The 14,748-nt window shown below is 66.2% G+C and carries 16 protein-coding genes; 12 read left to right on the plus strand and 4 right to left on the minus strand.

Features of this window, described 5'->3' with window-relative positions; translation table 11 throughout:
* The 4 genes from E5198_RS17530 to E5198_RS17545 form a co-directional block, all read left to right on the plus strand.
* Nucleotides 1–495, plus strand: a 495-nt coding sequence (locus E5198_RS17530) for a TolC family protein (RefSeq protein ID WP_168772550.1), incomplete at its 5' end; no start/stop codon positions are given.
* Nucleotides 492–2,630, plus strand: coding sequence for an FUSC family protein (locus E5198_RS17535; protein WP_136491245.1), 2,139 nt, complete (start codon nucleotides 492–494; stop codon nucleotides 2,628–2,630). The genes E5198_RS17530 and E5198_RS17535, both read left to right, overlap by 4 nt.
* A gap of 4 nt (nucleotides 2,631–2,634) precedes the next feature.
* Nucleotides 2,635–2,835 carry a DUF1656 domain-containing protein gene (locus E5198_RS17540; RefSeq protein WP_136491258.1) on the plus strand — a complete coding sequence of 67 codons (201 nt, stop codon included), beginning with the start codon at nucleotides 2,635–2,637 and terminating at the stop codon, nucleotides 2,833–2,835.
* A 17-nt stretch (nucleotides 2,836–2,852) separates the two neighbouring features.
* Nucleotides 2,853–3,734 carry an HlyD family secretion protein gene (locus E5198_RS17545; RefSeq protein ID WP_168772552.1) on the plus strand — a complete coding sequence of 294 codons (882 nt, stop codon included), beginning with the start codon at nucleotides 2,853–2,855 and terminating at the stop codon, nucleotides 3,732–3,734.
* On the opposite strand, the gene E5198_RS17550 is transcribed toward E5198_RS17545, so the two are convergent.
* Together E5198_RS17550 and E5198_RS17555 are read right to left on the minus strand one after the other, a co-directional pair.
* Entirely contained in the window at nucleotides 3,722–4,657 is a 936-nt protein-coding gene (locus tag E5198_RS17550; RefSeq protein ID WP_136491247.1) for a LysR family transcriptional regulator, read from the minus strand. The genes E5198_RS17545 and E5198_RS17550 overlap by 13 nt on opposite strands.
* Nucleotides 4,658–4,913: 256 nt before the next feature.
* A complete protein-coding gene (locus E5198_RS17555) occupies nucleotides 4,914–5,168 on the minus strand; it encodes a DUF2790 domain-containing protein (RefSeq protein WP_136491248.1) in 255 nt (84 codons plus the stop codon).
* Between the two features lie 260 nt (nucleotides 5,169–5,428).
* Here E5198_RS17555 and E5198_RS21620 point away from each other — a divergent pair, with 260 nt between their 5' ends.
* From E5198_RS21620 to E5198_RS17575, 5 genes are all read left to right on the plus strand, one after another.
* A complete protein-coding gene (locus tag E5198_RS21620) occupies nucleotides 5,429–5,584 on the plus strand; it encodes a hypothetical protein (protein ID WP_168772551.1) in 156 nt (51 codons plus the stop codon).
* Between the two features lie 18 nt (nucleotides 5,585–5,602).
* The gene (locus E5198_RS17560) at nucleotides 5,603–5,812 is read left to right on the plus strand and encodes a hypothetical protein (RefSeq protein ID WP_136491249.1); all 210 of its coding nucleotides are present in this window, start codon (nucleotides 5,603–5,605) and stop codon (nucleotides 5,810–5,812) included.
* A gap of 116 nt (nucleotides 5,813–5,928) precedes the next feature.
* Nucleotides 5,929–7,053: a YafY family protein gene (locus E5198_RS17565; RefSeq protein WP_136491250.1), complete on the plus strand. Its 1,125-nt coding sequence runs from the start codon at nucleotides 5,929–5,931 to the stop codon at nucleotides 7,051–7,053.
* Nucleotides 7,054–7,238: 185 nt separating this feature from the next.
* Nucleotides 7,239–8,072 carry an EcsC family protein gene (locus E5198_RS17570; protein ID WP_136491251.1) on the plus strand — a complete coding sequence of 278 codons (834 nt, stop codon included), beginning with the start codon at nucleotides 7,239–7,241 and terminating at the stop codon, nucleotides 8,070–8,072.
* A complete protein-coding gene (locus tag E5198_RS17575) occupies nucleotides 8,051–8,542 on the plus strand; it encodes a DUF1439 domain-containing protein (protein WP_136491252.1) in 492 nt (163 codons plus the stop codon). Before E5198_RS17570 ends, E5198_RS17575 begins: the two co-directional genes overlap by 22 nt.
* 141 nt (nucleotides 8,543–8,683) lie before the next feature.
* Here the strand turns inward: E5198_RS17575 and typA are convergent, their stop codons facing one another.
* Both typA and thiI read right to left on the minus strand, forming a co-directional pair.
* Complete coding sequence (typA, locus tag E5198_RS17580; protein ID WP_136491253.1) at nucleotides 8,684–10,504, minus strand: translational GTPase TypA; 1,821 nt, start codon at nucleotides 10,502–10,504, stop codon at nucleotides 8,684–8,686.
* A gap of 141 nt (nucleotides 10,505–10,645) precedes the next feature.
* On the minus strand, nucleotides 10,646–12,103 hold the full coding sequence (thiI, locus tag E5198_RS17585) for a tRNA uracil 4-sulfurtransferase ThiI (protein ID WP_136491254.1): 1,458 nt from the start codon (nucleotides 12,101–12,103) through the stop codon (nucleotides 10,646–10,648).
* A gap of 325 nt (nucleotides 12,104–12,428) precedes the next feature.
* On the opposite strand from thiI, the gene glnA reads away from it, so the two are divergent.
* The 3 genes from glnA to E5198_RS17600 form a co-directional block, all read left to right on the plus strand.
* Nucleotides 12,429–13,835: a type I glutamate--ammonia ligase gene (gene glnA, locus E5198_RS17590; protein ID WP_136491255.1), complete on the plus strand. Its 1,407-nt coding sequence runs from the start codon at nucleotides 12,429–12,431 to the stop codon at nucleotides 13,833–13,835.
* Between the two features lie 171 nt (nucleotides 13,836–14,006).
* Nucleotides 14,007–14,552, plus strand: a complete 546-nt coding sequence (locus E5198_RS17595; RefSeq protein ID WP_136491256.1) for a DUF4124 domain-containing protein — start codon at nucleotides 14,007–14,009, stop codon at nucleotides 14,550–14,552.
* Nucleotides 14,553–14,556: 4 nt separating this feature from the next.
* On the plus strand, nucleotides 14,557–14,748 hold a 192-nt coding region (locus E5198_RS17600), incomplete at its 3' end, for a DUF4124 domain-containing protein (RefSeq protein WP_136491257.1).

Raw genomic sequence — 14,748 nt, forward strand, 5'->3', positions numbered from 1 at the left:
CTGGCGCTGCTGCAGGCCGGCAAGCTCGGCGGCAGCATCGGCCCGGCGCTGTCCCTGCCGCTGTTCGACGGCGGCCGCCGGCGCGGCCGGCTGGGCGCCGCCAGCGCCGACTACGACGCCGCGGTGGCGCGCTACAACCAGACCCTGATCAGCGCGCTGCGCGAGATCTCCGACCAGCTGATCCGCCTGCGCTCGCTGGACGAGCAGCAGCGCCTGGCCGCCGAGGCCACCGCCACCGCCGAGGCCAGCTGGCGCATCGCCGAGCAGGCCTGGCGCGGCGGGCTGACCGACTATCTGGCCGTGCTCGAGGCGCAGACCCGCCTGTTCGCCCAGCAGCGCGTGCAGCAGCAGGTGTGGGCGGCGCGCCTGGCAGCCCACGCCGAACTGATGGCCGCCCTCGGCGGCGGCCTGCTCGATGCGCGGCACGATCCCGCCGAGCGCCTGCTCGAGCCGCGCCGCGTGCCGGTGGTGTCTGCCGGAGCCGGCGCACGATGAGCCTGCGCGACGACCTGGCCGTGTGGGCGCGCAGCGAGGGGCTGAGCTGGATCTTCATCTTCAAGATGCTGGCGGCGGCGCTGACCACCCTGTGGCTGGCCATGCGCCTGGACATGCCGCAGCCGAGCACCGCGGTGATGGCGGTGTTCATCGTCATGCAGCCGCAGAGCGGCCAGGTGATCGCCAAGAGCCTGCACCGCCTGCTCGGCACGGTGATCGGCCTGCTGGCCATGCTGCCGCTGATCGCCCTGTTCAACCAGGAGCCGGTGCTGTTCCTCGGCGGCATGGCGCTCTGGGTCGCCCTGTGCACCGCCGGCGCGGCGCGCTACCGCGACCTGCGCAGCTACAGCTGCCTGCTGGCCGGCTACACCGCCACCCTGGTCAGCCTCACCGCCATCCAGCATCCGCAGACCGCCTTCATCCAGGCGCTGTGGCGGGTGCTGGAGATCGGCCTGGGCGTGCTGTGCTGCTCGGTGTTCAGCGCCGCCATCCTGCCGCAGAGCACCGGCAGCGCCATGCGCCAGGCCGTCGCCCGGCGCTTCGGCGACTTCGCCGCGCTGGCCGTGACGCACCTGCACGGCGGCGACCGCGCCACCCTCGAGGCCGCCCAGGCGCGCCTCGCCGCGCAGACCGTGCGCCTGGAAACCCTGCGCAGCATGAGCGGCTACGACGACCCGCAGCTCGCCCTGCGCATGGGCCGCCTGAGCCGCCTGAACCACGACTTCATGGCCATCGGCAGCCGCTTCCACGCCCTGCAGCAGCTGCTCGCGCGCCTGCGCAGCCAGGGCGCCAGCCTGGCCCTGGACGCCTTCGCCCCCTGCCTGGACAGCCTGAGCGGCCTGCTCGCTCCCTGGCAGCAGCGGACGCTGGACGAACGCGGCGCCGCCGAACTGGCCACGCAGCTGGAGGCCTACCGCGCGCAGCTGCTGCCGCTGATCCGCCAGTGCCGCGCCGACCTCGGCGAGCTGCCCGCGGACAGCCCGCTGCGCCTGGACTTCGACACCGCCGCCGAACTGCTCTACCGCCTGGCCGACGACCTGCACGACTACGCGCAGACCCACGCCGCGCTGGCGCCGACCCGCCATCCCCGCGAGCGCGGGAGCGAGCGCTTCGCGCCGCGCGCCAACCGCCTGGCCGTCGGCGTCGCCGCCCTGCGCATGCTGCTGCTGATCGGCCTGGGCAGCGCCCTCTGGCTGCAGAGCGCCTGGCCCAGCGGCCACATGTTCCTGATCACCGCGGTGATCATCGGCTCCCTGTGCTCGGCCTCGGCCAATCCGGCGCGCATGGCCCTGCAGATGGCCGGCGGCACCTTCCTCGCCGCGCTGTTCGGCTTCGTCGAGAGCTTCCTGGTGCTGCCGCGCATCGGCGGCTTCCCCATGCTCGCCCTGGCGCTGGCCCCGGTGTTCCTGTTCGGCCTGTACCTGGTCACCCGCCCGCGCTGGGCCGGCTACGGCATGGGCCTGCTGATCCTGTTCGGCTTCGGCACCCTCCCGGCCAACTACACCGTTCACGACCCGGCCAGCCTGCTCAACAACTACATCGCCCTGGTGCTGTCGCAGCTGCTGGTGGCGGTGGTGATGGCCTGCGTGCTGCCACCCAACCGGCCGTGGATGTGGCGCCACCTCGAGCGCGACCTGCGCCGCCGCGTGGTGCATGCGGTGCGCGCGCCGCTCGCCGGGCTGCCCGCGCGCTTCGACAGCTCCACCCGCGACCTGCTGACCCAGGCCCACGACCTCGCCGCCGGCCACCCCGCGGTGCAGCGCGACCTGCTGCGCTGGATGACCCTGGTGCTGGAGATCGGCCACGCGGTGATCGAGCTGCGCCAGGAGAAGGCCGCGCTGCCCGACGAGTCCAGCTACGCCGCGGGAACCAGTTGGCGGCTGGCCTTCGACGCCCTGGCCGCGGCGCTGGTGCGGCTGTTCGCGCGGCCCACGCCGGCGCACCTGAGCCAGGCGCTGGCCCGGGTCGAGCAGGCCATCGATGCCGTGCGGCGCACCCCGGAGGCGCGCGCGCCGCACTTCGCCAGCTCGCCGCTGCGCCGCCTGGAAAGCTACCTGCACTTCATCCGCACCGCCCTGCTCGACCCGCACTCGCCGCTGGCCGAGCGCCTGCCCGGAGCCGCCCATGCTGCCTGATCCCCTGCCGCGAGAGATCGCCTTCCACGGCGTGCTGCTGCCCAGCGTCGCCGCACTGTTCCTGCTCGCCATGCTGCTGACCTGGGGCCTCGACCGCCTGCTCGCCGGCAGCGGCGTCTACCGCCACGCCTGGCACCCGAGCCTGCTGCGCATGGGCCTGTTCGCCTGCGTGTTCGCCGGCATGGCCCTGACCGTTTACCCCTGAGCCGGAGACCGTCCATGTTGTCCCGCCAATCGATCATCAGCTTTCTCGCCACCCTCGGCGTGGTGCTCGCCGCCCTCTGGCTCGGCCGCAGCCTGTGGGTCAACTACATGGAATCGCCCTGGACCCGCGACGGCCGCGTGCGCGCCGACGTGGTCACCGTGGCGCCGGACGTCGCCGGCCTGGTGCTGGAGGTGCCGGTGCGCGACAACCAGACGGTGAAGAAGGGCGACCTGCTGCTGCAGATCGACCCGGCGCGCTACCGGCTGGCCGTCGACGAGGCCCGCGCCCTGGTCGCCGCGCGCCGGGCCAGCCTGGCGATGCGCGAGCAGAACGCCAGGCGCCGCCTGGCGCTGGACGAGCAGGTGGTATCGCGCGAGGACCGCGACGACGCCGCCAACGCCGCCGACGCGGCGCGCGCCGAGTACCGCCGGGCGCTGGTGCAGCTGGAGCAGGCCGAGCTGGACCTGGCCCGCACCCGCGTGCTGGCCCCGGTGGACGGCTACGTGACCAACCTCGCCGTGCGCCCCGGCGACTACGCCCAGGCCGGTGCGGCGCAGCTGGCGGTGGTCGACCGCCACTCCTACTGGGTCTACGGCTACTTCGAGGAAACCAAGCTGCCGCTGCTCGAGATCGGCGCCAGGGTGGACATGCAGCTGATGAGCGGACAGCGCCTGGAAGGGCATATCGAGAGCATCGCCCGCGCCATCTACGACCGCGACAACCCGCAGAGCCGCGAGCTGATCGCCGACGTCAACCCGACCTTCAACTGGGTGCGCCTGGCCCAGCGCGTGCCGGTGCGCATCGCCCTCGACAAGGTGCCCGACGGCGTGCTGCTGGCCGCCGGCATCACCTGCACGGTGATCGTGCGCCAGGGCGCGGCGGCCGCTCAGGCCCAGTAGGCGGGATTGCCCAGATCGGCCGCATCGCGCGCCAGCAGCCGCGGCAGCTCGGCCTTGAGCAGCTCGATCCAGGTCTTGATCTTGGCGTCGAGGAAGCGCCGCGAGGAGTACAGCGCATACAGGCTGCGCTCCTGCAGCTGCCACTCGGGCAGCACCCGCACCAGGCTGCCCTCGCGCAACGCGCGGGCGGCGACGAAGTTGGGCAGTAGCCCCACGCCCATGCCGGCCACCACCGCCTGCACCATGGCCTCCGAAACGTTGGCCTGGAAGCCATCGCCGGGACTGATCACCTGCCGCTCGCCGGCGCGCTCGAACACCCAGTCGCCGGGATACACCGGGTCGAGCAGGCGCAGGCAGCGGTGCTCGCGCAGCGCCTCGGGACACGATGGCGTGCCCAGGCGGCGCAGATAGTCGGGCGCGGCGCACACCACGTTGAAGACCTCGCCCAGACGCTGGGCGACCAGCTCGGAATCCGGCAGCTCGCGGCAATGGGTCACCACCACGTCGTGGCCTTCCTCGAGCAGATCGGGGGTGCGCTGCGACAGGCTGAGATCGACGTCGACCTGCGGATACAGCTCGGCGTAGCGCACCACCAGCGGCATCAGGTACTGGGTGCCCAGGCCGGTGAAGGAGTGCACGCGCAAGCGGCCGCGCGGGGTGAGATGCGCGCCGCTGGCCTCGGCGGCGGCCTCGTCGACCTGGACGAGGATCTCCCGGCAGCGCTGCAGGTAGCGCTCGCCGGCCTCGGTCAGGCGCAGGCGGCGGGTGGTGCGATAGAGCAGGCGCGTACTCAGGCTGGCCTCCAGGTCGGAAACCAGCCGCGACACCTGGGCGGTGGACAGATCGAGCGCCTGGGCGGCCGCAGTGAAGCTGCCGCTGTCGATGACCCGGGCGAACACCCGCATGGCCTGCAATACATCCATGGGAAAGACGACCTCCGCGAACAGGGATGGGGCCGATCCCCACGCGCCGGCCGCCGCTGCCAGCATAACGCAGCCGCGGCGCGCCACCGCATGGGAACGACAGGCCTCCCTGCCTCGGACGGCGGCGCCCTGCCGAACGGCAAAACAAAAAAAGGCAGGCTCAGGGAGCCTGCCTAACAGGGAGCGTTGAGAAGTCAGAAACTTCGCGGGGCACTCCGTGGAGAAACGGGAAAGGAAGCGGATTACGGCAAACGGCTTACTCGCAGTACATGTCCTGCTTGGTGTAGCTGATGGTCTTCACCTGGCCCTGGGAATCGCGGTAGGTCATCTCGGTCGGCACCAGCTCGCAACGCCCGTGGGGGGCTTCATTGATGGCGATCACCTCGGCGACATCCAGATTCATGCCGTAGGTGTAGGCGGTCGCCTGCGCGTCGTTGCCTGCCGAAGCCTCGGCGGCGAAGGCCCCGGTAGAGGCCAGCATGACGGTCAGGAACAGAGCTTTGGATTTCATGAGCAACTCGACCTCTTGGGTGGAAAGCCGCCCGGAGGCTGGTTCGCTGCCGGGCATGGACATATTTTCCGCCCCGCCCGCCGCGGGAAAAATGCCGATGTGGAGAAGCCTGTTTTGCGTGGGGTGCAACAATCCGCGCCGCCCCGCTGACGGCGCAACCTGTGCCGGAGGCGGCTGGGCGCATGCGCTGCGACACAGGCTGTCGCGCCAACATGGAAGATACGGAAGACCGCCCCATGCCTTCCGCCAGGAGCAACGCCATGCTGAAGAACCTTCTCGCCGCCGTCGGCCTGATCTTCGTCGCCCGGAAGGGCTACGCGCACTACCAGGAATACCGCGCACTCAAGCAGGAAAACGAGGAACTGCAGGAACAGCTGGCCAAGCGCAAGGCTCAGCCCCGCCCTGACCTGCAATGACCCGGGAGCCTCCGCGCCATGCCGATTCCGCCACCGCCCTCCACCTTCCGCTGTACCGACTGCGGCTGGTGCCGCACCGTCATCCCGCGCAGCGATGCACTGATCCTCGGCGTCGACTGGTTCGAGCACTGCCCGCAGTGCGGCAGCCAGACGCTGCAATGGCGCCCGGCCAGCGCCGCCGAGACCTTCAGGGCCAGGCTGCAGCAGCTCCTTGGCGGCAGGCACTGAGCGCCCGACAAGGCACTGCCCCGCTAGTGGCCAAATGCCCATCCGCCGTCTTACACTCGCCGACAAGCGGACACCGGTCACAGGCCATCCGCCAACGTCGACACGGAAGCCGCACGATGTCCGAAAACAAGGATCCACTGTTCCGCTACCTCGCCCTGCTGCAGCTGATCCCGCGCTGGCCGGGGCGCATCTCGACCCCCGTCCTGCAGGAAAAGCTCCGGGACAAGGGCTTCGAGGTCGATATCCGCTCCCTGCAGCGCGACCTGCGCGACAAGCTGGCGCGGCGCTTCCCGATCCTCTGCGACGACAGCCAGCGCCCCTACCGCTGGAGCCTCGACCGCGACGCCGCCCACGGCCTGCCCGCCCTCGACACCGCCTCCGCGCTGGCCCTGCACCTGGCCGAAAGCCACCTCAACACCCTGCTGCCGCAGAGCGTGCTGGACCAGCTCAACCCGCACTTTCGCAGCGCCCGCGACTACCTCGACGGCATGGAGCGCAACGGCCTGGCCCACTGGGCGCGCCGCGTACGCACCCTGCCCAACGGCAAGGCCCTGCTCCCCGCCCCGCTGCAACCGGCTATCTGGACGCAGGTCTGCACCGCCCTGCTCGAACGCCGCCAGCTGCGGGTCGACTACCTGAGCCGCAGCAAGGGCGACGCCAGGAGCCTGCGCATCCACCCGGCCGGCCTGGTGTCGCGCCACTCCAGCAGCTACCTGATCGGCACCGCCAACGACTACGCCGACCTGCGCCAGTTCGCCCTGCACCGCATCCAGTCCGCCGAGCTGCTGGACGAACCGGCCCGCGAACACGAAGGCTTCGACATCGACCGCTACATCGAAGGCGGCGCCTTCGCCTGGCGCCAGTCGCCCGACGAAGTCGAACTGATCGCCGACGTCTCCCCGCAGATCGCCTGGCTGCTCGACGAAACCCCGCTCAGCCGCCAGCAGCGCCTCGAAGCGCTGCCCGGCAGCGACTGGCAACGCCTGCACGCCCGCGTGCCGCTGGATCAGGAAACCCTGTGGTGGATCTTCGGCCTCAACGACCAGATCCGCGTGCATGCGCCGCAGGTGTGGGTGGAGGAGATCGGGCGGAAGGTGGAGAACCTGCGGGGGATGTATGCGCAGCCGGCTAGATGCGACACAGGCTGTCGCACTGCAGTGGAAGACTTCTCGCAAAAGCCCCCGGAAAAGCTGGAAAAGCGCAAAGTCACAGACTGCGAAGGAGGAGCCATAAAGATCTGAGTGCTTCGTGTTTGGTTTCGTGGTGAGGGCGGTTTTTGAGGAAAAGCAAAGAAGCAGAGATTCCGGATAAGAAACTGAATATGGAAACATCTCGCAACGAGAGCAGTAGCCAGACTCAAAATATGAAGAAACCTCTCTAAGCAAAAATTTCACACAAGAGCAACCACCAAAAATCTGGAGCGAAAATGACAATTCCTGAAGAAGATAAAGCAGACCTCCAAAAAGCAAAAAACCTTCTAGAAAACCCAGGGCTAGCCGCAAAAGCAACAAACCTGATTGGAGCCCCAATAGAAAAAGGGCTCGCAATGCTCCCAGAAAGCTGGCACAAAAGCCTTGGAAGCACAACCGAAGCAGCACTACTAAAAGCATCCGAAGCCGCAATATTCACGATGAAGGACACGCCAGGCGAGGAGTCATCAAATATATGGCACAAGCTTGGAGTGGCCGTCAGCGGAGGAGTCGGTGGATTCTTTGGGATTAGCGCAATTGCCATTGAACTCCCGATTTCAACCACAATAATGCTCCGCTCAATAGCAGACATAGCAAGAAGCGAGGGCGAATCCATTGCATCCGCCGAAACAAAAATGGCTTGCTTAGAAGTTTTTGCACTTGGCGGAAACAGCAAGTCTGACGACGGAACTGAAATCGGATACTATGGCGTGCGAGCAATGCTAGCCAAATCGATTAAAGAGGCTACCGAATTCCTTGCAACCAAGAAACTTTCTGAAGAAGGAGCGCCTTTCCTGATAAAGCTCATCAGCAAAATTGCTGAGCGCTTCGGAATCCAAGTCACAGAAAAGGCTGCCGCACAAGCAATTCCAGCAATCGGGGCAGCAGGGGGCGCACTGATCAACACAGTTTTCATTGACCACTTTCAAGATATGGCCAGAGGACACTTTATAGTCAGAAGACTCGAAAGAAAGCATGGCCACGAAAAAATCAAAGACATTTACGACAAACTCCCAAAGCTCGGACAACCAATAGGAATAGATTTACCATGGGGATTCTTGACAAGATAAAGTCACTTAACACCGCGGGACTAATGTCATTCAGCCTCACGCAAGAGCAATTACAAAAAAAGGTGAATGATAAATTCCCCATATATCATGAGAAATATTTCATTTCGCTTACACTATCCGACCCAACAGTAACCATCTGCGAGAAAAGCGACAGGATTGGGGCTGAACTCAAGGCCATCGCCAAAATCCCTCTCGTTGGCGAAAAATCTGGCGTGATCACCATAAATGGAAGCCTACATTTCTCCGCAGAGAACAAGACCGTATATATAACCAGCCCAGAAATCGCGCGACTATCGATAGAGGGAGTTTCCGTCGACAAACTGGAACTAATCAGAATCCTTGCCCAAGCTGCCATTGAGCAGAAGCTGGAGCAAATACCCATTTACGAACTGTCTGGAGCGGTTTCGGCAAGAGCGATCAAGTCGATAACCGTAAAGGATGGCAAGTTGAATGTTTCAGTAGGGCTCTGATTGCGAGGAAAGCCGCGAGGCGGCCGGCACCACAAAAAACGGGACCTCAAGCCCTACACCGCAGCCTTCTCAAAAATGAAAAGCCCCACCTGACTCGCGCCGGGTGGGGCTTTTCATTTCAGCTCAAGGCCGACTCAGCGATCAGACCTTGCTACGCTCGTAACGCTTGCGGTCGTTCTCGTTGAGCATCTTCTTGCGCAGGCGGATCGACTTCGGGGTCACTTCCACCAGCTCGTCGTCGGCGATGAATTCCAGCGCCTGCTCGAGGGTGAACTTGATCGGCGGAACCAGGGCGATGACCTCGTCCTTGCCGGAAGCGCGCATGTTGTCGAGCTTCTTGCCCTTGGTGGGGTTGATCACCAGGTCGTTGTCGCGGCTGTTGATGCCGCACAGCTGGCCTTCGTAGATTTCCTGGCCCGGCTCGAGGAACAGCTTGCCGCGGGCCTGCAGGGTTTCCAGCGAGTAGGTCAGCGCGGTGCCGGTGGCCATCGACACCAGCACGCCGTTCTGGCGGTTGGTCACTTCGCCGGCCTTGATCGGGCCGTAGTGGCTGAAGGTCGAGGTCAGGATGCCGGTGCCCGAGGTCAGGGTCAGGAAGTTGTTGCGGAAGCCGATCAGGCCGCGCGCCGGGATGGTGTACTCCAGGCGCACACGGCCCTTGCCGTCGGGGATCATGTTGGTCAGATCGCCTTTGCGCAGGCCCATCTGCTCCATCACCGGACCCTGGTGCTGCTCCTCGATGTCGATGGTGACGTTCTCGTACGGTTCCTGCTTCTCGCCGGCCTCGTTCTCGATGATCACCACTTCCGGGCGGCCCACGGCCAGCTCGAAGCCTTCACGACGCATGGTCTCGATCAGCACCGACAGGTGCAGCTCGCCACGGCCGGAGACCTTGAACTTCTCCGGGGACTCGCCCTGCTCGACGCGCAGCGCCACGTTGTGCAGCAGTTCCTTCTCCAGACGGTCCTTGATGTTGCGGCTGGTGACGAACTTGCCTTCCTTGCCGGCGAACGGCGAGTCGTTGACCTGGAAGGTCATGCTCACGGTCGGCTGGTCGACGGTCAGCGGCGGCAGCGCCTCGACGTTGTTCTGGTCGCACAGGGTGTCGGAGATGAACAGCTCGTCCATGCCGGAGACGCAGACGATGTCGCCGGCGGTGGCTTCCTCGACCTCGACGCGCTGCAGGCCGGAGTGGCCCATGACCTTCAGGATGCGGCCGTTGCGCTTCTTGCCGTCGGCGCCGATGGCGGTCACCGGGGTGTTGGTGCGCACCTTGCCGCGGGCAATGCGGCCGATGCCGATCACGCCGAGGAAGCTGTTGTAGTCCAGCTGGGAGATCTGCATCTGGAACGGGCCTTCGACGTCCACCACCGGGGCCGGCACGTGGTCGATGATCGCCTGGAACAGCGCGTCCATGTTGTCGTCCATGGCCTCGTGGTCCATGCCGGCGATGCCGTTCAGGGCGCTGGCGTAGACGATCGGGAAGTCCAGCTGCTCGTCGGTGGCGCCGAGGTTGTCGAACAGGTCGAAGATCTGGTCGATGACCCAGTCCGGACGCGCGCCCGGGCGGTCGATCTTGTTGACCACGACGATCGGACGCAGGCCGGCCTTGAACGCCTTCTGGGTCACGAAGCGGGTCTGCGGCATCGGGCCGTCCTGGGCGTCGACCACCAGCAGCACGGAGTCGACCATCGACATCACGCGCTCGACCTCACCGCCGAAGTCGGCGTGTCCGGGGGTGTCGACGATGTTGATGTTGTAGCCGTTCCACTTGATGGCGGTGTTCTTGGCCAGGATGGTGATGCCGCGTTCCTTTTCCTGGTCGTTGGAGTCCATCACGCGCTCGTTCTCGGCTTCCTTGCGGTCGAGGGTGCCGGAGAGCTTGAGCAGCTTGTCGACGAGGGTGGTCTTGCCATGGTCGACGTGGGCGATGATGGCGATGTTGCGCAGTTGTTCGATCACTGGGGTGTCTTCTCGATAGGTAACGCTTGGATTCGGATGCCGGACGGGATTGTTCCCGCCTGCCGGCGACAGCTTGATTAACGCGGGCAGCGCCAATCGGGGGGGCGGTGGCGGATGCTGCCCCCCAGCAGGCCCGGCTGCCTAGGCCGGACGATAAACGCGCACATTGGCATGCCCCTCGCTGAGCAGGTGGTGGGCATGCAGGCGGCTCATCACGCCACGGTCGCAGTACAGGAGGTACTGGCGGTTGGCATCCAGTTCCTTGAAACGGTTGTTGATCGCGTAGAACGGCAGGGCCTGCACCTCGATGCCGGGCAGCAGCAGCGGCTCGTCCTCGGCGGCGTCGGGGTGGCGGATGTCGATGACGATCTGCCCGGGCAGCGCCTCGCGCACCTCCTCGACCTGCAGGTCCTGACCCAGCTCGTCGATCAGGTTGTCGATGGTCACCTTGCGCGCGCGCTCCAGGGCGCGCTCGAGGATGGCCATGTCGAACTGCGCCTCCTCGTGCTCGACGCGGTAGCGCTTGGCGCGGGTGGTCGGATTGACCGAGATGACCCCGCAGTACTCGGGCATGTTCTTGGCGAACTCGGCGGTGCCGATGCGCGTCGCGGTGTCGATGATGTCCTGCTTGTGCGCGGCGATCAGCGGGCGCAGCACCAGGGTGTCGGTCACCGCGTCGATCACCGACAGGTTGGGCAGGGTCTGGCTGGACACCTGGGAGATCGCCTCGCCGGTGACCAGCGCGTCGATGTGCAGCTCGTCGGCGATACGCGACGCGGCGCGCAGCATCATGCGCTTGAGCACCACGCCCATCTGGCTGTTGTCGACCTTGCCGAGGATCTCGCCGACCACTTCCTCGAACGGCACGCTGATGAACAGCACGCGGTGCGAGCGACCGAACTTCTCCCACAGGTAGTGGGCGACTTCCATCACCCCCAGCTCGTGGGCGCGGCCGCCGAGGTTGAAGAAGCAGAAGTGGGTGAGCAGGCCGCGACGCATCATCTGGTAGGCCGCCACGGTGGAGTCGAAGCCGCCGGACATCAGCACCAGGGTCTGCTCGATGGAGCCCAGCGGGTAGCCGCCGAGGCCTTCGTGGCGGGCGTGCTCGACCAGCAGGCGGTCGTAGCGCGCCTCGAAGCGCACCTCGACCTCGGGATGCTTGAGGTCGATGCCGGCGGCAGAGCACTCGCGGCGCAGGCGGCTGCCGACGTGGGCGGCCAGGTCGACCGAGGAGAAGTCGTGGGTATTGCCGGAGCGTTTGCAGCGCACCGCGAAGATCTTGCCGGAAAGCTTCGCACCAAAATGCAGCTTGCACTTCTCGGTGACGTCGTCGAAGTCGCCCAGCGGGTACTCGTGCACCTCGAGGAAGTGGGCGATGCCCGGCGTGCAGCGCAGGCGCTCGAGCATCTCGCGCAGCACCTGCGGGTCGCTGACCTGGGTCTGCACCTCGACGTTGTCCCATTCGCCCTCGGTGCGCAGCGCCGGATCGAGATCCCTGAGCACGGTGCGGATGTTCTTGCCGAGCTGGCGGATGAACTGCTTGCGCACCGGCCGGCTCTTGATGGTGATTTCCGCGAAGGGTTTGACGATCAGTTTCATGGGCGAACGGCGCGAAGGCAGGAGCAGCGAAAAGAGGGGCGCGGATTATAGCGGAAATTGCTCAAGCTTTGAGCAGAAATCCGCGCGACGGCAAATTGCACCAAAATGAATCAGTGCAACACTTGAAAGCACCCCCGTGGTGCACGATCCTAGCGCGCATCGCGGGCGACGCCCGGAAAAGCCGCATTTTCCGCGGCTCATGCCCATTTCCGAGCACTGGCACGCTCCTTGCTTTTGAAATCCGGACATTTTCCGGCGGGCCGAGGCCCGATGAAAAACGAATCTCGGGCGCCCCACCGCCCGTGTGTACCCCCTGGAGGACAGCATGTCGAAGGCGCTGCAACTGATTCAAGAACACAACGCGAAGTGGATCGATCTCCGTTTCACCGACCCGAAAGGCCGCCAGCACCACATCACCATGCCGGCGCGTGACGCCGACGAAGACTTCTTCGACGTGGGCAAGATGTTCGACGGCTCCTCCATCGAAGGCTGGAAGGGCATCGAAGCCTCCGACATGATCCTGCTGCCGGACGACAGCACCGCGGTGATGGACCCGTTCACCGAAGAGCCGACCCTGATCCTGGTCTGCGACGTGATCGAGCCGTCCACCATGCAGGGCTACGAGCGCGACCCGCGCGCCATCGCCAAGCGCGCCGAGGAATACCTGAAGACCACCGGTATCGGTGACACCGTGTTCGCCGGTCCGGAGCCGGAATTCTTCATCTTCGACTCCGTGAAGTACAAGTCGGACATGTCCGGCTCCATGTTCAAGATCTTCTCCGAGCAGGCTGCCTGGAGCAGCGACGCCGACATGAACGGCGGCCAGGGCAACAACGGCCACCGCATCGCGGTCAAGGGCGGCTACCTGCCGACCCCGCCGAGCGATCCGGATCACGAGATCCGTACCGCCATGTGCAACGCCCTGGAAGAGATGGGCCAGATCGTCGAGGTGCACCACCACGAAGTGGCTGGCGGCCAGAACGAGATCGGCGTGAAGTTCAACACCCTGGTCGCCAAGGCCGACGAAGTGCAGACCCTGAAGTACTGCGTGCACAACGTCGCCGAAGCCTACGGCAAGACCGTGACCTTCATGCCCAAGCCGCTGTACGGCGACAACGGCTCGGGCATGCACGTGCACATGTCCATCGCCAAAGACGGCAAGAACACCTTCGCCGGCGAAGGCTATGCCGGCCTGTCCGACACCGCCCTGTACTTCATCGGCGGCATCATCAAGCACGGCAAGGCGCTGAACGCCCTGACCAACCCGTCGACCAACTCCTACAAGCGTCTGGTCCCGGGCTTCGAGGCTCCGGTGATGCTGGCCTACTCCGCCCGCAACCGTTCCGCCTCCATCCGCATCCCGTACGTGGCCAGCCCGAAGGGCCGCCGCATCGAGGCGCGCTTCCCGGATCCGGCTGCCAACCCGTACCTGGCCTTCGCCGCCCTGCTGATGGCCGGCCTGGACGGCATCCAGAACAAGATCCACCCGGGCGATGCCGCCGACAAGAACCTGTACGACCTGCCGCCGGAAGAAGCCGCCAACATCCCGCAGGTGTGCGGCAGCCTGAAGGAGGCCCTGGAAGCCCTGGAAGCCGACCACGAGTTCCTGCTCAAGGGCGGCGTGTTCACCAAGGACTTCCTGGACGCCTTCATCGAGCTGAAGTCCGCCGAGGAAATCAAGGTGCGCACCTTCGTGCACCCGCTGGAGTACGACCTGTACTACAGCTGCTGATCGCCGAGCGGTGATGTCGCAAAGGCCTCCTTCGGGAGGCCTTTGTGCTTTTCCTGTCGGCAAGCGCAGCGGATTGCGCCGCCCCGCACAGCCCGGGACGACGACGCTTGCCAGTGCCTCGCTGCGGTGCAAGGCTTGCTGCACCGCCATCCTCTTCGCAAGGATCCGCCCATGCGCCCGCTCTGCGCCTGCCTGCTGCTCGCCCTGGCCCTGCCGGCCAGCGCCGAGATCTACCGCTACACCGACGACCGCGGCAACCCGGTCTACACCAACCAGCCGCCCGAGGGCGTGACCAGCGAGAGCGTGCAGCTCGGCCCGACCAACACCGTGGCCGCGCCCGCACCGGCCACACCGGCCGCCGCGCCCGCCGCCGCTCAGGCCGCGAGCTACCGCCGCGTGGAAATCACCGGGGTGCCCGACCAGGACGCCACCCTGCGCGCCAATGCCGGCACCTTCAGCGTCGGCGTCAGCCTGGAGCCGGACCTGCAGGACGGCGACCTGCTGCAGCTGCTGCTGGACGGCCAGCCGGTGAGCCCCCCCGGCCGGCAGACCCGGTTCCACTTCGAGAGCCTCGACCGCGGCAGCCACAGCCTGCAGGCGGAGATCCTGCGCGACGGCGAGCCGCTGCAGCGCAGCGCCAGCGTGACCTTCACCGTGCAGCGCGTGCACATCGGCAGCCCGGCCCTGCCCCGCCCGCAACCGAAGCCCCAGAACTGAGCCCATGCGCACCCTGCTCTGCCTCCTGCTGCTGACCAGCCTGCCGGCCTTCGCCGGCGTGTACACCTACCTCGACGCCGACGGCAACCGGGTGTTCACCGACAAGCCGCGCAGCGCCAACGCCCAGCGCGTCGAGCTGGCGCCGGCCAACAGCGCCAGCCTGCCGGCGCCGCCGCCCGCCGCACCGCCGGCGCTG

Origin of the sequence: Pseudomonas sp. A-1 (assembly GCF_004801855.1) — a bacterium.
In the GTDB taxonomy this organism is placed as follows: Bacteria; Pseudomonadota; Gammaproteobacteria; order Pseudomonadales; family Pseudomonadaceae; genus Geopseudomonas.